The 20,518-nt window shown below is 68.1% G+C and carries 15 protein-coding genes and 3 rRNA genes; 15 read left to right on the top strand and 3 right to left on the bottom strand.

Annotated elements, in window-relative coordinates; genetic code table 11:
* Positions 1 to 142 precede the first annotated feature (142 nt).
* Entirely contained in the window at positions 143 to 985 is an 843-nt protein-coding gene (locus OG488_RS16775) for a hypothetical protein (protein ID WP_329230110.1), read from the bottom strand.
* 32 nt (positions 986 to 1,017) lie between these two features.
* Here OG488_RS16775 and OG488_RS16770 point away from each other — a divergent pair, with 32 nt between their 5' ends.
* From OG488_RS16770 to ilvD, 4 genes are all read left to right on the top strand, one after another.
* Positions 1,018 to 1,965: a Ppx/GppA phosphatase family protein gene (locus tag OG488_RS16770; RefSeq protein WP_329230108.1), complete on the top strand. Its 948-nt coding sequence runs from the start codon at positions 1,018 to 1,020 to the stop codon at positions 1,963 to 1,965.
* A 208-nt stretch (positions 1,966 to 2,173) separates the two neighbouring features.
* Complete coding sequence (locus OG488_RS16765) at positions 2,174 to 2,998, top strand: sugar phosphate isomerase/epimerase family protein (protein WP_329230107.1); 825 nt, start codon at positions 2,174 to 2,176, stop codon at positions 2,996 to 2,998.
* Positions 2,995 to 3,615, top strand: a complete 621-nt coding sequence (locus OG488_RS16760; RefSeq protein WP_329230106.1) for a TetR/AcrR family transcriptional regulator — start codon at positions 2,995 to 2,997, stop codon at positions 3,613 to 3,615. Before OG488_RS16765 ends, OG488_RS16760 begins: the two co-directional genes overlap by 4 nt.
* 143 nt (positions 3,616 to 3,758) lie before the next feature.
* On the top strand, positions 3,759 to 5,609 hold the full coding sequence (gene ilvD, locus OG488_RS16755; protein ID WP_329230104.1) for a dihydroxy-acid dehydratase: 1,851 nt from the start codon (positions 3,759 to 3,761) through the stop codon (positions 5,607 to 5,609).
* A 75-nt stretch (positions 5,610 to 5,684) separates the two neighbouring features.
* Here ilvD and OG488_RS16750 read toward each other — a convergent pair whose 3' ends face one another.
* Positions 5,685 to 7,826, bottom strand: a complete 2,142-nt coding sequence (locus OG488_RS16750; RefSeq protein ID WP_329238728.1) for a protein kinase domain-containing protein — start codon at positions 7,824 to 7,826, stop codon at positions 5,685 to 5,687.
* 123 nt (positions 7,827 to 7,949) lie between these two features.
* On the opposite strand from OG488_RS16750, the gene OG488_RS16745 reads away from it, so the two are divergent.
* From OG488_RS16745 to proC, 6 genes are all read left to right on the top strand, one after another.
* Positions 7,950 to 8,285: an SH3 domain-containing protein gene (locus OG488_RS16745; protein WP_329230102.1), complete on the top strand. Its 336-nt coding sequence runs from the start codon at positions 7,950 to 7,952 to the stop codon at positions 8,283 to 8,285.
* Positions 8,286 to 8,360: 75 nt separating this feature from the next.
* Positions 8,361 to 8,909, top strand: coding sequence for a hypothetical protein (locus tag OG488_RS16740; protein ID WP_329230101.1), 549 nt, complete (start codon positions 8,361 to 8,363; stop codon positions 8,907 to 8,909).
* A gap of 90 nt (positions 8,910 to 8,999) precedes the next feature.
* Complete coding sequence (locus OG488_RS16735; RefSeq protein WP_329230099.1) at positions 9,000 to 9,767, top strand: class I SAM-dependent methyltransferase; 768 nt, start codon at positions 9,000 to 9,002, stop codon at positions 9,765 to 9,767.
* 64 nt (positions 9,768 to 9,831) lie between these two features.
* Positions 9,832 to 10,659, top strand: coding sequence for an ABC transporter ATP-binding protein (locus OG488_RS16730; RefSeq protein WP_329230097.1), 828 nt, complete (start codon positions 9,832 to 9,834; stop codon positions 10,657 to 10,659).
* A complete protein-coding gene (locus tag OG488_RS16725) occupies positions 10,656 to 11,414 on the top strand; it encodes an ABC transporter permease (RefSeq protein ID WP_329230095.1) in 759 nt (252 codons plus the stop codon). The genes OG488_RS16730 and OG488_RS16725 overlap by 4 nt, the downstream gene beginning before the upstream one ends.
* Before the next feature lie 71 nt (positions 11,415 to 11,485).
* The gene (gene proC / locus OG488_RS16720) at positions 11,486 to 12,295 is read left to right on the top strand and encodes a pyrroline-5-carboxylate reductase (RefSeq protein ID WP_329230093.1); all 810 of its coding nucleotides are present in this window, start codon (positions 11,486 to 11,488) and stop codon (positions 12,293 to 12,295) included.
* A gap of 24 nt (positions 12,296 to 12,319) precedes the next feature.
* On the opposite strand, the gene OG488_RS16715 is transcribed toward proC, so the two are convergent.
* The gene (locus OG488_RS16715) at positions 12,320 to 12,904 is read right to left on the bottom strand and encodes a cysteine hydrolase family protein (RefSeq protein ID WP_329230091.1); all 585 of its coding nucleotides are present in this window, start codon (positions 12,902 to 12,904) and stop codon (positions 12,320 to 12,322) included.
* A 74-nt stretch (positions 12,905 to 12,978) separates the two neighbouring features.
* Between OG488_RS16715 and OG488_RS16710 the strand changes: the two genes are divergently transcribed.
* The 5 genes from OG488_RS16710 to OG488_RS16690 all read left to right on the top strand — a co-directional run bounded on the left by OG488_RS16710 (position 12,979) and on the right by OG488_RS16690 (position 20,495).
* Complete coding sequence (locus tag OG488_RS16710) at positions 12,979 to 13,971, top strand: GlxA family transcriptional regulator (RefSeq protein WP_329230089.1); 993 nt, start codon at positions 12,979 to 12,981, stop codon at positions 13,969 to 13,971.
* 654 nt (positions 13,972 to 14,625) lie between these two features.
* Positions 14,626 to 16,151 (top strand): 16S ribosomal RNA (locus tag OG488_RS16705).
* Positions 16,152 to 16,454: 303 nt separating this feature from the next.
* Positions 16,455 to 19,579, top strand: a 23S ribosomal RNA gene (locus OG488_RS16700).
* A 79-nt stretch (positions 19,580 to 19,658) separates the two neighbouring features.
* Positions 19,659 to 19,775, top strand: a 5S ribosomal RNA gene (rrf, locus tag OG488_RS16695).
* The 16S, 23S and 5S rRNA genes sit together here, the layout of an rRNA operon.
* Before the next feature lie 72 nt (positions 19,776 to 19,847).
* Complete coding sequence (locus tag OG488_RS16690) at positions 19,848 to 20,495, top strand: HAD family hydrolase (RefSeq protein WP_329230088.1); 648 nt, start codon at positions 19,848 to 19,850, stop codon at positions 20,493 to 20,495.
* The last annotated feature ends 23 nt before the right edge of the window (positions 20,496 to 20,518 follow it).

The following is a 20,518-nucleotide window of genomic DNA, read 5'->3' as shown; positions in this document are numbered from 1 at the left end:
GCGGAACGGCGGCCCCGGTGTGCTCACGGCACGACGGCGGCCCGGTCCTCACGGCACGACGGCGGCCCGGTGCGCACGCCGGAACGTCCGTCCGCCGCGCGCACCGGGCCGCCGTCGTCGAGTGCGGGGGCCGGACCCCGCCTCAGGCCGGGTCGGCCGGGTGGGGCGCCATCGGGAGCAGCGACGCCAGCCGCTGCTCGCAGAGCTCGGCCAGCCTGTCGTACGCCTCCTTGCCCATCATCTCGGTGAGCTCGGGGCGGTAGGACACGTAGACCGGGTCGCCGGCCCCGTGCGCGGAGGTCGCCGACGTGCACCACCAGTGCAGGTCGTGACCGCCGGGGCCCCAGCCGCGCCGGTCGTACTCCCCGATGGAGATCTGGAGCACGCGCGTGTCGTCGGGCCGTTCGATCCAGTCGTACGTACGGCGGACCGGCAGCTGCCAGCACACGTCGGGCTTGGTCTCCAGCGGCTCCTTGCCCTCCTGGAGGGCGAGGATGTGCAGCGAGCAGCCCATGCCGCCGGCGAACCCGGGCCGGTTCTGGAAGATGCAGGAGCCCTCCCAGCGGCGCGTCTGGCGCTCACCGTCCTCGTCGACACCGACCCAGCCGGTGTCCGTGCCGACGTCGTGGAACTGCCAGATCTCCGGTGTGAGCCGCGCGACGTGCCCGGCCACCCGCTTCTCGTCGTCCTTGTCCGAGAAGTGCGCGCCCAGGGTGCAGCAGCCGTCGTCGGCGCGGCCGGCCTGGATGCCCTGGCAGCCGCTGCCGAAGATGCAGTTCCACCTGGACGTGAGCCAGGTCAGGTCGCAGCGGTAGATCTGCTCGTCGTCGGCCGGGTCGGGGAATTCGACCCAGGCCCGCGCGAAGTCGAGCTCCTGCTCGTCGGGCCCGCCCGGCCCCGTTGCTTCCGGCTGCTGCATCTCCTGCTTCGTCTTCTGCTGCTTCTTCGTGGCTTTGTCCGGCTTCGCCTTTTTCGTCTTTGGCACCTGCCCAGAGTAAGCCGCAGTAGCGTTCCGGTATGAGACTCGGAGTCCTCGACGTGGGGTCGAACACGGTGCATCTGCTGGTCGTCGACGCGCACCCCGGTGCGCGCCCGCTGCCCGCGCACTCGCACAAGGCGGAGCTGCGGCTCGCCGAACTCCTCGACAAGGACGGGGCGATCGGACCCGACGGCGTCGACCGTCTCGTGACGACGATCGCCGACGCCCTCCAGGCCGCCGAGGACAAGGGCTGCGAGGACGTGCTGGCCTTCGCCACCTCGGCCGTGCGCGAGGCGGGCAACGCGGACCAGGTGCTGGCGCGCGTGCGGGACGAGACCGGTGTGGCCCTGGCCGTCCTCAGCGGTGAGGAGGAGGCCCGGCTGACCTTCCTGGCGGCCCGTCGCTGGTTCGGCTGGTCGGCGGGGAAGCTGCTGGTCCTGGACATCGGCGGGGGTTCGCTGGAGGTCGGGTACGGGATGGACGAGGAGCCCGACGCCGCGGTGTCGCTGCCGTTCGGAGCGGGCCGGCTCACCGCCGGCTGGCTCCCGGGCGACCCGCCCGACCCGACGGACGTGCGGGCGCTCCGCCGCCACGTCCGCGCGGGCATCGCCCGTACGGTCGGGGAGTTCACCCGGCTGGGGCCGCCCGACCACGTCGTCGGGACCTCCAAGACGTTCCGGCAGCTCGCCAGGATCTCGGGAGCCGCCCGTTCCGCCGAGGGGCTGTACGTCCAGCGCGTCCTCACCCGCAAGGCGCTGGAGGAATGGGTGCCGAAGCTGACGACGATGACGGTCGAGCAGCGGGGGAACCTGCCGGGGGTGACCGAGGGGCGTGCCGCGCAGCTGCTCGCGGGGGCGCTCGTGGCGGAGGGCGCGATGGACCTGTTCGGGGTGGAGGAGCTGGAGATCTGTCCCTGGGCGCTGCGGGAGGGAGTCATCCTGCGCCGCCTCGACCACCTGCCGACGGAGCAGGCGGCCCTGGCCTGAGGACGGGGCCCGTGAGCACGCGGCCCCGGCCTGATCGCGGTCCCGTGAGCGCGGCCCAGGCCTGATCGCGGCCCCCGCGAGCAGGCGCCCCCGGTCCGGTCGCGGTGCCGGCGGCCCCGGTCCGGTCGCGGCGTCCGCCCCTCATGGTCCTTCTCACTTTCAGCCGGGCTCCCTCGGCCGGGCGCCGCGCTGCCCGTACCCTGTCCACGTGGCAGAACCAGTGGTGCGCATCCCGGATGCGAAGGTCGCCCTGTCGACGGCCTCCGTCTATCCGGAGTCCACGGCGACGGCCTTCGAGATCGCTGCGCGCCTGGGCTACGACGGTGTCGAGGTCATGGTCTGGACCGACCCCGTCAGCCAGGACATCGAGGCGCTGAAGCGGCTGTCGGACTACCACCAGGTGCCGATCCTGGCCGTGCACGCGCCCTGTCTGCTGATCACCCAGCGGGTCTGGTCCACCGACCCGTGGGTGAAGCTCCAGCGGGCCAGGGCCGCCGCGGAGAAACTCGGCGCGTCGGCGGTGGTCGTCCATCCGCCGTTCCGTTGGCAGCGCAACTACGCGCGCGACTTCGTCTCCGGTATCTGGCGCATGGCCGACGAGACCGATGTGCGCTTCGCGGTGGAGAACATGTACCCGTGGCGCTACCGGGACCGCGAGATGCTCGCCTACGCCCCCGCCTGGGACGTCAGCAACGACGACTACCGGCACTTCACCGTGGACCTCTCGCACACCTCGACCGCGCGCACCGACAGCCTCGCCATGGTGGACCGGATGGGCGACCGGCTCGCCCACGTCCACCTCGCGGACGGGAAGGGCTCCGGCAAGGACGAGCACCTGGTGCCCGGCCGGGGCGACCAGCCCTGCGCGGAGCTGCTGGAGCGGCTGGCCCGCACCGGCTTCGACGGCCACGTGGTCATCGAGGTCAACACCCGCCGTGCGATGTCGTCGGCCGAGCGTGAGGCCGATCTCGCGGAGGCGCTCGCCTACACCCGTCTCCACCTGGCGTCCCCGGCGCGGGCGCCCCGCCCGTGACCCCCGGCGCCGACGGCCCCGCCCCCCGGCGCAGGGGCCGGCCCTCCCGTGCGTCCGGTGCCACCGGCCCCGACGCGAGGACCCGCATCCTGGAGGCGGCCCGCACGGAGTTCGCCCGGCGCGGCTACGACAAGACGTCGATCCGGGGCATCGCCAAGGAGGCGGACGTCGACGCCGCCCTGGTCCACCACTACTTCGGTACGAAGGACGACGTCTTCGCCGCCGCGGTCGAGGTCTCCTTCGAGCCGGCCCTGGTCCTCCCCGAGATCCTCGACGGGCCCGTGGACGACATGGGGGAGCGGCTGGCCCGCTACTTCATCGGCGTGTGGGAGAACCCGGTGTCACGGGCGCCCCTGCTGGCGATCGTCCGCTCGGCGCTCACGCACGAGGCGGCGGCGAAGGTACTGCGCGGCTTCGTGCTGCGCCGGCTGCTGGAGCGGATCGCGGCGGAGCTGGACGTGCCCGAACCGACCTTCCGCGCCGAGCTCGCGGCCTCGCACATGATCGGCATCGCGATCCTGCGGTACGTGATCCAGGCGGAGCCGCTGGCGTCCGCGGATCCCGAGAAGATCATCGCGATGGTGGCACCCACACTTCAGCGCTATCTGACGGAGTAGCCGGTTCCGCCCGCGCCCCGGCGCGAGCCGCGGGAACGACCACCCACCGGTCGCTTTGTCCCGCATTCCGGACGGAGTGTCCAGATCGTGGAGCCGGGGCGTACGCTCGGGGAGAGTCTTTTCTGTCGAAGGAGCGAGAGACGATGCCCCAGCTGAGGTCCCGCACTGTCACCCACGGCCGCAACATGGCGGGCGCCCGCGCCCTTATGCGGGCGTCCGGCGTAGCCAGCGAGGACATCGGCAAGCCGATCATCGCGGTGGCCAACTCCTTCACCGAGTTCGTGCCCGGGCACACCCACCTCGCCCCCGTCGGCCGGATCGTCTCCGAGGCGATCAAGGCCGCGGGCGCGGTGCCCCGTGAGTTCAACACCATCGCGGTGGACGACGGCATCGCCATGGGGCACGGCGGCATGCTCTACAGCCTGCCCTCCCGCGACCTCATCGCGGACAGCGTCGAGTACATGGTGGAGGCCCACTGTGCCGACGCCCTGATCTGCATCTCCAACTGCGACAAGATCACCCCGGGCATGCTGATGGCCGCGATGCGCCTCAACATCCCCACGGTGTTCGTGTCCGGCGGTCCCATGGAGGCGGGCAAGACCACCCTGGTCGACGGCACGGTCCGCACCCTCGACCTCGTCGACGCGATCTCGGACGCCGTCAACGACAAGATCTCCGACGCGGACATCCTCCGTATCGAGGAGAACGCCTGCCCGACCTGCGGCAGCTGTTCGGGCATGTTCACCGCCAACTCGATGAACTGCCTCGCCGAGGCGATCGGCCTGGCCCTGCCGGGCAACGGCTCCGTCCTCGCCACCCACACCGCACGCAAGGCGCTGTACGAGAACGCCGGCCGCACGATCGTCGACATCACCAAGCGCCACTACGAGGAGGACGACCACTCCGTCCTGCCCCGCAGCATCGCCACCCGCGAGGCGTTCGAGAACGCCATGGCCCTCGACATCGCGATGGGCGGCTCCACCAACACGATCCTCCACCTGCTGGCCGCGGCCCAGGAGGCCGAGCTCGCCTTCGGCCTCCCGGAGATGGACGAGATCTCCCGGCGGGTCCCCTGCCTCGCGAAGGTCGCCCCCAATGTGGCGCCCGGCGGGACGTACTACATGGAGGACGTGCACAGGGCCGGCGGCATCCCCGCCCTCCTCGGCGAGCTGCACCGCGGCGGGCTGCTCAACGCAGGTGTGCACGCGGTCCACTCCGGCAGCCTCGACGAGTGGCTGAAGAACTGGGACGTCCGCGGCGGCTCCCCGTCCCCCGAGGCCGTGGAGCTCTGGTACGCCGCCCCGGGCTGCGTCCGCAGCGCGACCGCCTTCTCGCAGTCCGAGCGCTGGGACAGCCTCGACACGGACGCTGCCGGAGGCTGCATCCGGGACATGGAGCACGCCTACTCCAAGGACGGCGGCCTGGCGGTCCTCAAGGGGAACCTCGCCGTGGACGGCTGCGTCGTGAAGACGGCGGGCGTCGACGAGTCGATCTGGACCTTCGAGGGACCGGCCGTCGTCTGCGAGTCGCAGGAGGACGCCGTCGACAAGATCCTCCGCAAGGAGATCACGCACGGCGACGTCATCGTCATCCGCTACGAGGGCCCCAAGGGCGGTCCCGGCATGCAGGAGATGCTCTACCCGACGTCGTTCCTCAAGGGCCGCGGCCTCGGCAAGAGCTGCGCGCTCGTCACCGACGGCCGCTTCTCCGGCGGCACGTCGGGCCTGTCCATCGGGCACGCCTCGCCCGAGGCGGCGTCCGGCGGCACGATCGCTCTCGTCGAGGACGGCGACCGGATCCGGATCGACATCCCGAACCGCTCGATCGAGCTCCTCGTCGCCGACGAGGACCTCGCCGCCCGCCGTGAGGCGCTGAACGGCGTCTACGCGCCGAAGAACCGCGAGCGCAAGGTCTCCCAGGCGCTGCGCGCGTACGCGGCCATGGCGACCAGCGCGGACAAGGGTGCCGTCCGCGACGTCTCCAAGCTCGGCTGACCCCCAACGGGCCCCGGCCCGGCTCCGAGGAGCCCGGCCGCCCCGCGTTCGTTCCGTCCGGCCCCGTCCCTGGTCCTACCAGGCGGCGGGGTCGTCCGCGTCCACGGCGAAGACGGATCCGTCCGGGGCGGTGCCGACGACGCTCCGGCCCAGTACGACGGGAGCCGGCAGGGACGAGGCGTGGCTGAGCCTGCCGTCCTTCAGCCGCGGGCGCGTCTGGCCCAGCAGCGTTCCGCGCTCGGTGTCGACGGCGAGCAGCCGCCCGTCGGCGGCCGAGAAGTACAGCCGGCCGCCCGCTCCGAGGACCGGCGCCGAGGTCATCCCCACCGCCGTCTCCAGCCGCCACCGCTCGGCCCGTCCGCCGCCCGGACCGACGTCGACGGCCAGCAGCGTCCCGCCGCGCTCCAGCAGCAGCGCGGTGTCCCCGTCCACGACGGTCTCCGGTCCGTTCATCCGGAAGGGCAGCGCGATGCGGGCCGTGCTCCGCGACGCCGGGTCGTAGCGGACGAGCCCGGTGGTCTGTGCCTTCTCGTTCATGGAGGTCAGCAGGAGAGCCCCGCCCGACGTCCCGGCCGGGGTGAGCATCCCGTCCAGCCTGCGCTGCCAGGCCGTGGCGCCGGTCCTCGCCTCGACGGCGGTGACCAGGGTGCTGGACCCCTGCGCCGAGCTCTCGAAGGCGTACGCGAGCCCGGTCCCGGCGTCGTACAGGCCGTAGCCCGGACGTTCGTGCCCCGGCAGGGCACGCCTCCAACGGGATGCGCCGGTCTCCGCGTCCAGCGCCTGCGACGTCCCGTCCTGGCGGACCGTCAAAAGGACGTCGCCCGCCGGCACGGGGGTGTCGAGATACGCGGAGAGGTCCGTACGCCAGAGCCGCGCGCCCGCGTCGGCGGAGTACGCGCGGAGCTCCTCGCCGGCCACGACGGTCCAGGCCGGGCCCCCGGGAGCCGCGTCCCCGGCGGCCTTCGACGAGGTGTCCCCGTGCGACCAGAGGACCCGGCCGTCCGACGGATCCAGCCGCGCCGCGGAGGAAGCGGCGGAGACGCAGTACAGCGCCGGCTCCGTCCCTGTCCCCGCGGTGCACGACGGAGTGGAGCCGCTCCGCGACGGCAGGGGTTTCTCCCACGGCACGAACGCCGCCGTGTGCTCCTCGCCGGCCTTCCTCCCGGGCGCGCCGGAGCCGCCGCGGGCCGCGGCCGCCCAGAGTGCCCCGGCCACCAGCACCAGCACCACGGCCGGAACCGCGATCCGGAGCAGCGTCCGGCGTCCCTTCGCCGCCCCCGGCCCGGACGGCAGCCCGTCCGCCGCCCGCACGTGTGTGGTCCCCTCGGCCGTCTCCACCGACTCGGCGGCGACCGGTCTCCGCTGCACCGGGATGAAGGCGGCGGCCTCGTACGACGGAGGGTGCAGCGCGTCCATGATCTCGTCCGGGGTGGGACGCTCCCCGGGGTCCTTGGCCAGGCACCGCCCGACCAGAGGCGCCAGGCTCGCGGGCACCCCGGCCAGATCGGCCTCGTCGTGCACCACCTGGTAGGCCACGAGGTACGGGCTGTCCGAGTCGAAGGGCCCCCGGCCCGTCGCCGCGTGGACCAGCACCGCCCCGAGCGCGAACACGTCGGCGGCCGGACCGACCTCGCGGGGACGCTGGAACTGCTCGGGCGCCATGTACGGCGGCGAGCCGATCAGCTTGCCGGTCTCGGTGCGCAGATCGCTGTCGTACGGCCGGGAGATCCCGAAGTCGATGACCTTCGGCCCGGAGTCGGGGAGCAGCACGTTGCTCGGCTTGAGATCCCGGTGGATGACACCGGCCCGGTGGATGTCGCGCAGCGCCTCGGCGAGCCCGGCCGTGAGCCTGCGCAGCTCGGCGGGGCTCATCGGCCCGTTCCGCTTCACCTGCGCGGAGAGCGTGGGGCCGGGGACGTACAGGGTGGCCATCCAGGGCAGGGCGGCCGTCGGATCGGCGTCCACCACCGGCGCGGTGAACGCGCCGCTGACCCTCCGGGCGGCGGCGACCTCCTGCCGGAAACGCGCCCTGAACTCGGGGTCCGCCGCGTGCTGGCGGTGCACCACCTTCACCGCGAGCTGAAGCCCGGAGGCGGAGCGCGCCAGGTGGACGACACCCATCCCGCCCGCTCCGAGACATGCCTCGAGCCGGTACTGCCCGGCGTACTCAGGATGCTCCGCTTCCGGATGTGATCCGGTCCCTCGCAGCGGCGGCATCGCCCACCCCCGTGTGTTCGTGCGCAAGCGCGACGCACGGAGCCTAGTCGATGGTGCGTGCGAGAACCGTGGGGCTTGTTAGCCTGCGCGTCACACGCATCGCTTTCAACGGGGGAGGCCCTCATGGGTGTTGAAGAGAACGCCGTAGGCACGGTCACCGCGGACACCGCCACGGTCGCCGCGGAGGAGGTGACGACGCTCGCCGCGGACACCGTCGTCTACCCGATCGCTCCGGGCTACCGCGTCAACGTCCGGCGGGGACCGGGCACGCAGTACGGGATCGTCCGCACGCTGCCGTACGGGATGAGCGTCCCGGTGTACTGCCAGAAGCCGGGCGAGCGGGTGTCCGGCCCGTACGGCACGACGAATCTCTGGGACAACATCGCCAACGGCCAGTTCGTCTCGGACGCCTACGTCAAGACGGGCAGCGACGGTTACATCGCGCCGCGCTGCGACTGACGGTTCCGCGGCGGCGGCCGGCCCTGCCGTGCCGCCGCCGACGGCACCGGCCCGCGTCCTGGGACAATCGATTCCGTGAGCGAGAACAGCGAAGCCCCAGGAACCTCCTCGGCCGCGCCTTCGGGCGGCACCACCACGCCGGGGCCGCAGCCCGAACCCCTCCGTTTCTTCGGCACGACCTGGGTCGACCACGACGGCGGGTACGGGCTGCGGCGCGCGGCCGTCACCGTCGGCTCGCTGGTCGCCGCCGTCGCCTCCTGCTTCGTCCTGCGCTTCGCCTACCAGGGCCTGGAGATCGCCGAGGTCGGCAGCCTGGTCGGCATGCTCGTCGTGCTGATGTTCGCGGTCTGCAGCGCCATCGCCTTCCGCAAGACCTGGGAGGGCTTCACACGCCGCCCCGCCGACCCGGCCGGTGACGACAGGCTGCGCGGGCTCAAGTCGATCGGCTTCATCGGCTCGCTCCTCGCCTACTTCCTCCGTTCCTTCCGGGAGGCACCGGGCGAGAAGCTGCGGCGTACCGAGTACGAGGCGGCGCTCGCACGCTTCGTGAAGCGACGCTCGTCCCGCACCGGCAACCCCGCGGCCCGCAAGGCCCCCAAGGGCAAGCGCCCCGGGCGCCGATAACACCCTCCGGGCCCGGTCGGCCGCCCCGGGCGGCGGTGAAGCTGTCGCGATCCTCGCCCGCACCGGCCGTTCCGGATGCAGCATGAACCCATGTCTGCCACCACGCCCCGTGCCCTGTCGTTCGACACCGCAGCGGCCCAGTACGCCGCCTACCGTCCCAGCTACCCGCCCGCGCTCCTGGACGCCGTCGAGGAGCTGGCCGCCCGCCCGCTGCACGGCGCCCGCACCGTCGACGTCGGTGCAGGGACGGGCATCGCCACCCGGCTGCTGCTCGCCCGCGGCGCCCGCGTCACAGCCGTCGAGCCGGGGCCCGGCATGGCGGGGGAGCTGCACCGGTCGCTGCCGTCCGTCCTCGTGGTCCGGGGTGACGGCAACCACCTTCCGCTGGCCACCGCCTCGGCCGACCTGATCACCTACGCCCAGTCCTGGCACTGGACCGACCCCGCGCTGTCCCTGCCCGAGGCGCGCCGCGTCCTGCGGCCGGGCGGCTCCCTGGCGCTCTGGTGGAACGTCTCCGACGACTCCGCGGGCTGGATCGCCGATCAGGACCTCCGGCTGCGCCGTCACCTCGGCGCCGGCGACGGGGCCCACGGCACGCCGGGGGGCTCCGGTTCGCGGAACCTCGGGACCCTGCCCGGGGACTTCGCGCGACAGCTGCTCCCCTGGTCCCGGACGGTCCCGGTCGACACACACCTCGCCAACCTCGCCACCCACTCCGCCTTCCTCGTGCGCGGCGGTGCCGACGGCGAGTCCACCCGCCGGTTCCTGGACGAGGAGCGCGGGCACCTCGCCGCCGTGTTCCCCGACGGCACGGTCGAGGAGCGCTACGTGGTCGAACTCGCGGTGCTGAGGGGCTGACCACCCGACGCCGGGCCCACCGCCTCCCTTGACGCGGCCCTGCGACGGGATCAATATTCATCACATGATGAATTTGCCGCGCACCGCGGGCGCGAGCGCCGTCGACGCCCGCGCCCTCACCGTCGTACGGGGAGGCCGCACGGTCCTGCGCGGCCTCGACTTCACCGTCGAGCCGGGCAGGATCACCGGCCTCCTCGGCCCCTCCGGCTGCGGGAAGTCCACGCTCATGCGGGCCGTCGTGGGCACCCAGGCCCAGGTCACCGGAGCGCTCGACGTCCTCGGGCGCCCCGCGGGCCACCCGTCCCTGCGGCCGCGCGTCGGCTACGTCACCCAGGCCCCGTCCGTCTACACCGACCTCACGGTCCGCCAGAACCTCGACTACTTCGCGGCCGTGCTCCGGCCGGGCCGCGCCCACCGCACCGCACGCGAGGAAGCCGTCGTCCGCGCCATCGGCGACGTCGACCTCACCAGCCACGCCGACGCCCTCGCGGGCACCCTCTCAGGCGGCCAGCTCAGCCGGGTCTCCCTCGCCGTCGCGCTGCTCGGCACCCCCGAACTCCTGGTCCTCGACGAGCCCACCGTCGGCCTCGACCCCGTGCTCCGACGTGATCTGTGGAACCTCTTCCACACCCTCGCCACCGACCGGGGCACCACGATCCTCGTCTCCTCGCACGTCATGGACGAGGCCGAGCGCTGCGACCGGCTGCTGCTCATGCGCGAGGGCACCATCCTCGCCGACGACACCCCCGACGCCCTCCGCACCCGTACCGGATCCGCCACCGTCGAAGAGGCCTTCCTCCACCTCGTGGACGAGGCCACGGAGGACGAGGCCACGGAGAACGAGGCCACGGAGAGCGAAGCCGCCGCCACCCGCCAGGAGACCAGCCGATGAGCACCGACGCCCCCGCACTCTCCCCGGCCAGGACCCTGGTCACCTGCGGACGCGTCCTGCGCCAGCTCCGCCACGACCCCCGCACCATCGCGCTGCTGCTGGTCGTCCCGGTCCTGATGATCACGCTGCTGCGCTACGTCTTCGACGGCGACCCGCGCACCTTCGACTCCATCGGCGCCTCGCTGCTCGGCATCTTCCCGCTCATCACGATGTTCCTGGTGACCTCGATCGCCACCCTCCGCGAACGCACCTCCGGCACCCTCGAACGCCTGCTCGCGATGCCCCTGGGCAAGGGCGACCTGATCGCCGGATACGCGCTGGCCTTCGGCACCGTCGCCGCCGTCCAGTCCGTCCTGGCCACCGCGCTGTCCGTCTGGGTCCTCGGCCTGGACGTCGTCGGGTCGCCCTGGCTGCTGCTCCTCGTGGCCCTGCTCGACGCGCTCCTCGGCACGGCGCTCGGCCTGTTCGTCTCGGCCTTCGCCGCCTCCGAGTTCCAGGCGGTCCAGTTCATGCCCGCCGTGATCTTCCCGCAGCTGCTGCTCTGCGGGCTGTTCACCCCGCGCGACCAGATGCACCCGGTCCTGGAGGCCGTCTCCGACGTCCTGCCGATGTCGTACGCCGTCGACGGGATGAACCAGGTCCTCGCGCACACCGACATCACCGCCGACTTCTACCGGGACGTCCTGGTCGTCGCCGGCTGCGCCCTGCTCGTCCTCTGTCTGGGCGCCGCCACCCTCCGCCGCCGCACCACCTGACGACGCGGTGCGAGGATGGCGGCCACGACACGTACCGAGTACCGCGCAGCGCCACCCGGAGGATGAACCGCATGACCCAGACAGTCGCCGTCCTCGGCACCGGAAAGATCGGCGAAGCCCTCCTCAGCGGCATGATCCGGGCGGGCTGGCGGGCCGCCGACCTGCTGGTGACCACACGCCGCCCCGAGCGCGCCGAGGAGCTCCGCACCCGCTACGGCGTCCAGACCGTCACCAACGCGGAGGCGGCCAAGAGCGCCGACATCCTCATCCTCGCGGTCAAGCCCCAGGACATGGGCACGCTCCTCGACGAACTCGCCCCCCACATCGCCGCCGACCGCCTGGTCATCAGCGCCGCCGCGGGCATCACGACCGGCTTCATCGAGGAGCGGCTGGCCGAGGGCACCCCGGTCGTCCGTGTCATGCCGAACACCCCGGTCCTCGTCGACGAGGGCATGTCCGTCATCTCGGCGGGCGGCCACGCCACCGCCGAGCACCTCGACCACGCCGAGGCGATCTTCGGAGGCGTCGGCAAGACCGCCCGCCTCCCCGAGTCCCAGCAGGACGCGGCCACCGCACTCTCCGGCTCGGGACCCGCCTACTTCTACTTCCTCGTCGAGGCCATGACCGACGCGGGCATCCTGCTCGGCCTGCCCCGCGCCAGGGCCCACGACCTCATCGTCCAGGCCGCCATCGGCGCCGCCGTCATGCTCCGCGACAGCGGCGAGCACCCCGTCAAGCTCCGCGAGGCCGTCACCAGCCCGGCCGGCACGACCATCAGCGCCATCCGCGAGCTGGAGAACCACGGCGTGCGGGCCGCGCTCATCGCCGCCCTCGAAGCCGCCCGCGACCGCAGCCGCGAGCTGGCCACCGGCAACGGCTGACCGCCCCCACCCGCCACACCCGGCTCACTTCACCGCGGCCACCAGCTCCTCGCTGCGCACCACCGTCGCGAACCCACCGCCGTGCAACGTCACGGCGGTGGCCCGGGCCAGCTCCTCCGCGCTCAGCTTCCAGCCCCAGGGGCCGACCTGGTCGAAGGTGTACGTCGCGTCGAAGGCGAAGAACACCTCGTAGCCGAGATTGCCGCCCATGCGCGCCGTCGTCTCCGCGCACATGTTGGTCTGGATCCCCGCCACGACGAACTGCCGCACCCCGGACTCCCGCAGCCAGGCATCCAGATCGGGTGACCCGTAGAAGGCGGAGTTCACCGACTTCGTCAGGAACAGCTCCGGCCCCCGGCCCTTCCCTCGCCGTTCCTCGACGTACTCCTTGAACGCGTTCCCCGGGTACCCCTCCCGCAGGGGCGAATCCGGCTTCGGCGAGTCGTGCCGCACGAAGACGACGGGCCTGCCGCTCTCCTGCCAGGCATCGATCAGACCGGCGATGTTCCGATCGGCCTCCGGGTTGTTGCGCGGACCCCAGTACGCCTCCTCCTCGAATCCCTGCTGTACGTCGACGACCACCAGCGCTGCGTTCTCCGCGATCTCCATGCGCACCACTCTCCTCGCGGTGGCCGCCCGTTCCCAGGACCGGGAAAGTCATCGATCGATGCTTTACTGCCACGATGACCGTGCCCCTGCACCGCCCCGGCCGTATCGCCCTGGTCGCGTTCCCCGGCGTCCGCGCCTTCGACGTCTCGGTCATCACGGAGGTCTGGGGGGTGGACCGCACCGACCGCGGCGTACCGGCCTTCGAGCTGCGCCGCGTGGCGAGCGAGCCGGCCGCCGTCCCCCTCCGTGGAGGCCTGTCCCTCACACCCGACCGGACGCTGTCCTGGCTCACCCGCGCGGACCTGATCGTGGTCCCCGGCCTCGACGACCATGTGACACCCGCGCCAGAGCCGGTGCTCGACGCCCTGCGCCGCGCCCACGACCGGGGCACGCCGCTCGCCGCGCTCTGCGGCGGGGCCTTCACCCTCGCCCAGGCCGGGCTCCTGGACGGCAGAAGGGCCGTCACGCACTGGAACCTCACCGAGCTGCTCCGGACCCGGCATCCACGGGTGACCGTGATGCGCGACGCGCTCTTCCTCCATGAGGACAACATCTGGACCTCGGCCGGCACGGCGGCGGGGATCGACCTCTGCCTCCATCTGGTGAGGACGACCCACGGTGCCGAAGCGGCGGCGACGATCGCGCGTTCGATGGTCACGGCTCCGTTCCGTACGGGGACCCAGGCACAGTTCATCGAGCACCCCACGCCTCGCGCCGACCGGGACGCGGACGCACTGGCGGAAGCCCGCGCCTATGCGCTGACCCGTCTGGCCGAACCGCACACGGTGCCGGCGCTGGCCGCCCGGGCCGGGATGTCCGCCCGCACCTTCGCCCGCCGTTTCCAGGCCACCACGGGTACGACGCCGATGCGCTGGCTCATCACCCAGCGCGTCGCCGCAGCCCAGAAGCTCCTGGAGAGAACCGACCTGCCCCTGCCGGAGGTGGCGCGACGCGCAGGGTTCGGCAGCGAGGTCACCATGCGCCAGCACTTCGCGACCCACCTGGCCACGAGCCCGCGCGACTACAGGCTGGCCTTCCACGACAGGGGCGGACCGGAGGGGGGTTGACACGCCCTGCCCCGGTCCGTAGTGTGCTCCGAGTTGTCCGACGTGAGCGCCGACCCCGGTCGGTCCCCGGACAGCCATGCCGCAGGAACCACTCGAATCGACCGACATCTGTCGCGTCCTTTTGCGTGCGCACGTGCGAAATGAGGAATCAGTGTTCGAGGGTGACCCGATTAGCGTCGGGGCCGGGGATTCCGCTAAAGTCTCACTCGTCGGAACGGCCCAAGGGCCGGGAAGACGAACCCCGCTGACTGGGAATCAGGCCCGAAAGGATCTGATAGAGTCGGACTCGCCGGAAAGGGAAACGCGAAAGCGAAGAACTGGAAAGCGAAACAGCAGGAACCCGCTTCGGCCGGGAATCGGACACGAAAGAGTCTGATAGAGTCGGAAACGCAAGAACGAAGGGAAGCGCCCGGAGGGCCCCGGTGAAACGGGACCGAAGGAAGCGTCCGTTCCTTGAGAACTCAACAGCGTGCCAAAAATCAACGCCAAATTTGTTGATACCCCGGCCCACTTCGGTGGGTTGGTGGTTCCTTTGAAGTCCTACCGGCCCATGTGGCGGGTAGGCAACATCAGCGAGGACGCTGTGGACGACCATCCCTATTCCGGATCGGTCGTCCCGCTCTTCTATGGTGCTCTCCCGATTACGGGAAAACATTCATGGAGAGTTTGATCCTGGCTCAGGACGAACGCTGGCGGCGTGCTTAACACATGCAAGTCGAACGATGAAGCCCTTCGGGGTGGATTAGTGGCGAACGGGTGAGTAACACGTGGGCAATCTGCCCTTCACTCTGGGACAAGCCCTGGAAACGGGGTCTAATACCGGATAACACTCTGTCCCTCATGGGGCGGGGTTAAAAGCTCCGGCGGTGAAGGATGAGCCCGCGGCCTATCAGCTTGTTGGTGGGGTAATGGCCTACCAAGGCGACGACGGGTAGCCGGCCTGAGAGGGCGACCGGCCACACTGGGACTGAGACACGGCCCAGACTCCTACGGGAGGCAGCAGTGGGGAATATTGCACAATGGGCGAAAGCCTGATGCAGCGACGCCGCGTGAGGGATGACGGCCTTCGGGTTGTAAACCTCTTTCAGCAGGGAAGAAGCGAAAGTGACGGTACCTGCAGAAGAAGCGCCGGCTAACTACGTGCCAGCAGCCGCGGTAATACGTAGGGCGCAAGCGTTGTCCGGAATTATTGGGCGTAAAGAGCTCGTAGGCGGCTTGTCACGTCGGATGTGAAAGCTCGGGGCTTAACCCCGAGTCTGCATTCGATACGGGCTAGCTAGAGTGTGGTAGGGGAGATCGGAATTCCTGGTGTAGCGGTGAAATGCGCAGATATCAGGAGGAACACCGGTGGCGAAGGCGGATCTCTGGGCCATTACTGACGCTGAGGAGCGAAAGCGTGGGGAGCGAACAGGATTAGATACCCTGGTAGTCCACGCCGTAAACGTTGGGAACTAGGTGTTGGCGACATTCCACGTCGTCGGTGCCGCAGCTAACGCATTAAGTTCCCCGCCTGGGGAGTACGGCCGCAAGGCTAAAACTCAAAGGAATTGACGGGGGCCCGCACAAGCAGCGGAGCATGTGGCTTAATTCGACGCAACGCGAAGAACCTTACCAAGGCTTGACATATACCGGAAAGCATCAGAGATGGTGCCCCCCTTGTGGTCGGTATACAGGTGGTGCATGGCTGTCGTCAGCTCGTGTCGTGAGATGTTGGGTTAAGTCCCGCAACGAGCGCAACCCTTGTTCTGTGTTGCCAGCATGCCCTTCGGGGTGATGGGGACTCACAGGAGACTGCCGGGGTCAACTCGGAGGAAGGTGGGGACGACGTCAAGTCATCATGCCCCTTATGTCTTGGGCTGCACACGTGCTACAATGGCCGGTACAATGAGCTGCGATGCCGCGAGGCGGAGCGAATCTCAAAAAGCCGGTCTCAGTTCGGATTGGGGTCTGCAACTCGACCCCATGAAGTCGGAGTTGCTAGTAATCGCAGATCAGCATTGCTGCGGTGAATACGTTCCCGGGCCTTGTACACACCGCCCGTCACGTCACGAAAGTCGGTAACACCCGAAGCCGGTGGCCCAACCCCTTGTGGGAGGGAGCTGTCGAAGGTGGGACTGGCGATTGGGACGAAGTCGTAACAAGGTAGCCGTACCGGAAGGTGCGGCTGGATCACCTCCTTTCTAAGGAGCATCTAGGTTTCCTTCGGGGAATCCAGAGACCATTACGTCGGCAAATGTTCGACGGTGGTTGCTCATGGGTGGAACGTTGATTATTCGGCACGATGAGCACGGTTCTGTGAGTACTGCTTCGGCGTGGAAAACAGGATCGGGTTGGTCGGGTCGGGCACGCTGTTGGGTATCTGAAGGTACGGGCTCGTTGAGTCTGGATCTTCGGTTGCCGGCCCCAGTGAACTCGCCTGTTTGGGCGGGGTGATGGGTGGCTGGTCGTTGTTTGAGAACTGCACAGTGGACGCGAGCATCTGTGGCCAAGTTTTTAAGGGCGCACGGTGGATGCCTTGGCACCAGGAACCGATGAAGGACGTGGGAGGCCACGATAGTCCCCGGGGAGCTGTCAACCAAGCTTTGATCCGGGGGTTTCCGAATGGGGAAACCCGGCAGTCGTCATGGGCTGTCACCCGCTGCTGAACACATAGGCAGTGTGGAGGGAACGAGGGGAAGTGAAACATCTCAGTACCCTCAGGAAGAGAAAACAACCGTGATTCCGGGAGTAGTGGCGAGCGAAACTGGATGAGGCCAAACCGTATGCGTGTGATACCCGGCAGGGGTTGCGCATGCGGGGTTGTGGGAGTTCTCTTGATCAATCTGCCGATTGGTCGGCAAGTCAGAAACCGTTGGTGTAGGCGAAGGACATGCGAAAGGTCCGGCGTAGAGGGTAAGACCCCCGTAGCTGAAACATCAACGGCTTGCTTGAGAACCACCCAAGTAGCACGGGGCCCGAGAAATCCCGTGTGAATCTGGCGGGACCACCCGCTAAGCCTAAATATTCCCTGGTGACCGATAGCGGATAGTACCGTGAGGGAATGGTGAAAAGTACCGCGGGAGCGGAGTGAAATAGTACCTGAAACCGTGTGCCTACAAGCCGTGGGAGCGTCGCTGGCAGCACTTGTGCTGTCAGTCGTGACTGCGTGCCTTTTGAAGAATGAGCCTGCGAGTTAGCGGTGTGTAGCGAGGTTAACCCGTGTGGGGAAGCCGTAGCGAAAGCGAGTCCGAATAGGGCGATTGAGTTGCACGCTCTAGACCCGAAGCGGAGTGATCTAGCCATGGGCAGGTTGAAGCGGAGGTAAGACTTCGTGGAGGACCGAACCCACCAGGGTTGAAAACCTGGGGGATGACCTGTGGTTAGGGGTGAAAGGCCAATCAAACTCCGTGATAGCTGGTTCTCCCCGAAATGCATTTAGGTGCAGCGTCGTGTGTTTCTTGCCGGAGGTAGAGCACTGGATAGGCGATGGGCCCTACCGGGTTACTGACCTTAGCCAAACTCCGAATGCCGGTAAGTGAGAGCACGGCAGTGAGACTGTGGGGGATAAGCTCCATGGTCGAGAGGGAAACAGCCCAGAGCATCGACTAAGGCCCCTAAGCGTACGCTAAGTGGGAAAGGATGTGGAGTCGCAGAGACAACCAGGAGGTTGGCTTAGAAGCAGCCACCCTTGAAAGAGTGCGTAATAGCTCACTGGTCAAGTGATTCCGCGCCGACAATGTAGCGGGGCTCAAGCGTACCGCCGAAGTCGTGTCATTCACACATATAGGGCCAACGCCTGTGTGGATGGGTAGGGGAGCGTCGTGTGCCGGGTGAAGCAGCCGCGGAAGCGAGTTGTGGACGGTTCACGAGTGAGAATGCAGGCATGAGTAGCGATACACACGTGAGAAACGTGTGCGCCGATTGACTAAGGGTTCCTGGGTCAAGCTGATCTGCCCAGGGTAAGTCGGGACCTAAGGCGAGGCCGACAGGCGTAGTCGATGGACAACCGGTTGATATTCCGGTACCCGCTTTGAAACGCCCAATACTGAATCAGGCGATGCTAAGTCCGTGAAGCCGGCCCGATCTCTTCGGAGTTGAGGGTAGTGGTGGAGCCGACGAACCAGACTTGTACTAGGTAAGCGATGGGGTGACGCAGGAAGGTAGTCCAGCCCGGGCGGTGGTTGTCCCGGGGTAAGGGTGTAGGCCGTGTGGTAGGCAAATCCGTCACACATTAAGGCTGAGACCTGATGCCGAGCCGATTGTGGTGAAGTGGATGATCCTATGCTGTCGAGAAAAGCCTCTAGCGAGTTTCATGGCGGCCCGTACCCTAAACCGACTCAGGTAGTCAGGTAGAGAATACCGAGGCGTTCGGGTGAACTATGGTTAAGGAACTCGGCAAAATGCCCCCGTAACTTCGGGAGAAGGGGGGCCATCACTGGTGATCCGATTTACTCGGTGAGCTGGGGGTGGCCGCAGAGACCAGCGAGAAGCGACTGTTTACTAAAAACACAGGTCCGTGCGAAGCCGTAAGGCGATGTATACGGACTGACGCCTGCCCGGTGCTGGAACGTTAAGGGGACCGGTTAGTGCACTTTCGGGTGTGCGAAGCTGAGAACTTAAGCGCCAGTAAACGGCGGTGGTAACTATAACCATCCTAAGGTAGCGAAATTCCTTGTCGGGTAAGTTCCGACCTGCACGAATGGCGTAACGACTTCTCGACTGTCTCAACCATAGGCCCGGTGAAATTGCACTACGAGTAAAGATGCTCGTTTCGCGCAGCAGGACGGAAAGACCCCGGGACCTTTACTATAGTTTGATATTGGTGTTCGGTTCGGCTTGTGTAGGATAGGTGGGAGACTTTGAAGCAGCCACGCCAGTGGTTGTGGAGTCGCCGTTGAAATACCACTCTGGTCGTGCTGGATGTCTAACCTGGGTCCGTGATCCGGATCAGGGACAGTGTCTGATGGGTAGTTTAACTGGGGCGGTTGCCTCCTAAAGAGTAACGGAGGCGCCCAAAGGTTCCCTCAGCCTGGTTGGCAATCAGGTGTTGAGTGTAAGTGCACAAGGGAGCTTGACTGTGAGACCGACGGGTCGAGCAGGGACGAAAGTCGGGACTAGTGATCCGGCAGTGGCTTGTGGAAGCGCTGTCGCTCAACGGATAAAAGGTACCCCGGGGATAACAGGCTGATCTTCCCCAAGAGTCCATATCGACGGGATGGTTTGGCACCTCGATGTCGGCTCGTCGCATCCTGGGGCTGGAGTCGGTCCCAAGGGTTGGGCTGTTCGCCCATTAAAGCGGTACGCGAGCTGGGTTTAGAACGTCGTGAGACAGTTCGGTCCCTATCCGCTGTGCGCGTAGGAATATTGAGAAGGGCTGTCCCTAGTACGAGAGGACCGGGACGGACGAACCTCTGGTGTGCCAGTTGTCCTGCCAAGGGCATGGCTGGTTGGCTACGTTCGGAAAGGATAACCGCTGAAAGCATCTAAGCGGGAAGCCTGCTTCGAGATGAGTATTCCCACCACCTTGAGTGGTTAAGGCTCCCAGTAGACGACTGGGTTGATAGGCCAGATGTGGAAGCCCGGTAACGGGTGGAGCTGACTGGTACTAATAGGCCGAGGGCTTGTCCTCAGTTGCTCGCGTCCACTGTGTTAGTTCTGAAATAACGAACGGCCGTGTTTTTGCCCGGTGTTGGTTAATTTCATAGTGTTTCGGTGGTCATTGCGTTAGGGAAACGCCCGGTTACATTCCGAACCCGGAAGCTAAGCCTTTCAGCGCCGATGGTACTGCAGGGGGGACCCTGTGGGAGAGTAGGACGCCGCCGAACAATTATTCCGGGAAAGCCCCGTGCCCTTGTGGCACGGGGCTTTTCTGCGTTCTGAGCGTCTAGGGTCGAACCATGCGCTACGAACTGGTCATCTTCGACAACGACGGCGTGCTCGTCGACAGTGAGCCGATCTCCAACACCGTCCTGGCCGGCTACCTCACCGAGCTCGGCCACCCCACCTCGTACGAGGAGTCCCTCCGCGACTACATGGGGGCCGCGATCCACCGGGTCCACGACCTGGTGGAGGAGCGGACCGGCCAGAAGCTCCCCTCGGACTTCGACGAGGAGCTCCACCGTCGTACCCTCTCGGCGTTCCAGCAGGAGCGGCTGGCGGCGGTGGACGGGGTCCACGACCTGCTCGGCGAGCTCGTCGCCGACGGGGTCGCGTACTGCGTCGCCTCGTCCGGAAGCCACCAGAAGATCGCGGCCGGACACCTGAACACCGGGCTCGACCAGTGGTTCGAGGACGAGTGGATCTTCAGCTCCGAGGACGTCGGTCAGGGAAAACCGGCGCCGGACCTGTTCCTCCACGCCGCCGATCGGATGGGCATCGCCCCCGAGCGGTGCGTCGTGATCGAGGACAGCCCGCTCGGCGTCGAGGCGGCCCGGGCCGCGGGGATGGACGTGTACGGCTTCACCTCGATGATGCCGGCGGACCGGCTCGTCGGCGTCACCGGGCACTTCTCCGACATGTCCCAGCTCCCCAAACTTCTCGGCTGATCGATCTACCCAGCGGTAGACCG

The sequence above is a fragment of the Streptomyces sp. NBC_01460 genome, assembly GCF_036227405.1.
GTDB lineage: Bacteria > Actinomycetota > Actinomycetes > Streptomycetales > Streptomycetaceae > Streptomyces.
Note: the sequence above shows the minus strand (reverse complement) of the source record. Positions and strands in the feature narration are given on the sequence as shown.

Bases quoted from the DNA above. Each gene is read 5' to 3' on its own strand.
- OG488_RS16770 (WP_329230108.1), top strand. From the start codon at position 1,018: ATGAGACTCGGAGTCCTCGACGTGGGGTCGAACACGGTGCATCTGCTG.
- ilvD (WP_329230104.1), top strand. From the start codon at position 3,759: ATGCCCCAGCTGAGGTCCCGCACTGTCACCCACGGCCGCAACATGGCG.
- OG488_RS16750 (WP_329238728.1), bottom strand. From the start codon at position 7,826: ATGCCGCCGCTGCGAGGGACCGGATCACATCCGGAAGCGGAGCATCCT.
- OG488_RS16745 (WP_329230102.1), top strand. From the start codon at position 7,950: ATGGGTGTTGAAGAGAACGCCGTAGGCACGGTCACCGCGGACACCGCC.
- OG488_RS16735 (WP_329230099.1), top strand. From the start codon at position 9,000: ATGTCTGCCACCACGCCCCGTGCCCTGTCGTTCGACACCGCAGCGGCC.
- OG488_RS16730 (WP_329230097.1), top strand. From the start codon at position 9,832: ATGATGAATTTGCCGCGCACCGCGGGCGCGAGCGCCGTCGACGCCCGC.
- OG488_RS16725 (WP_329230095.1), top strand. From the start codon at position 10,656: ATGAGCACCGACGCCCCCGCACTCTCCCCGGCCAGGACCCTGGTCACC.
- proC (WP_329230093.1), top strand. From the start codon at position 11,486: ATGACCCAGACAGTCGCCGTCCTCGGCACCGGAAAGATCGGCGAAGCC.
- OG488_RS16715 (WP_329230091.1), bottom strand. From the start codon at position 12,904: ATGGAGATCGCGGAGAACGCAGCGCTGGTGGTCGTCGACGTACAGCAG.
- OG488_RS16710 (WP_329230089.1), top strand. From the start codon at position 12,979: ATGACCGTGCCCCTGCACCGCCCCGGCCGTATCGCCCTGGTCGCGTTC.
- OG488_RS16690 (WP_329230088.1), top strand. From the start codon at position 19,848: ATGCGCTACGAACTGGTCATCTTCGACAACGACGGCGTGCTCGTCGAC.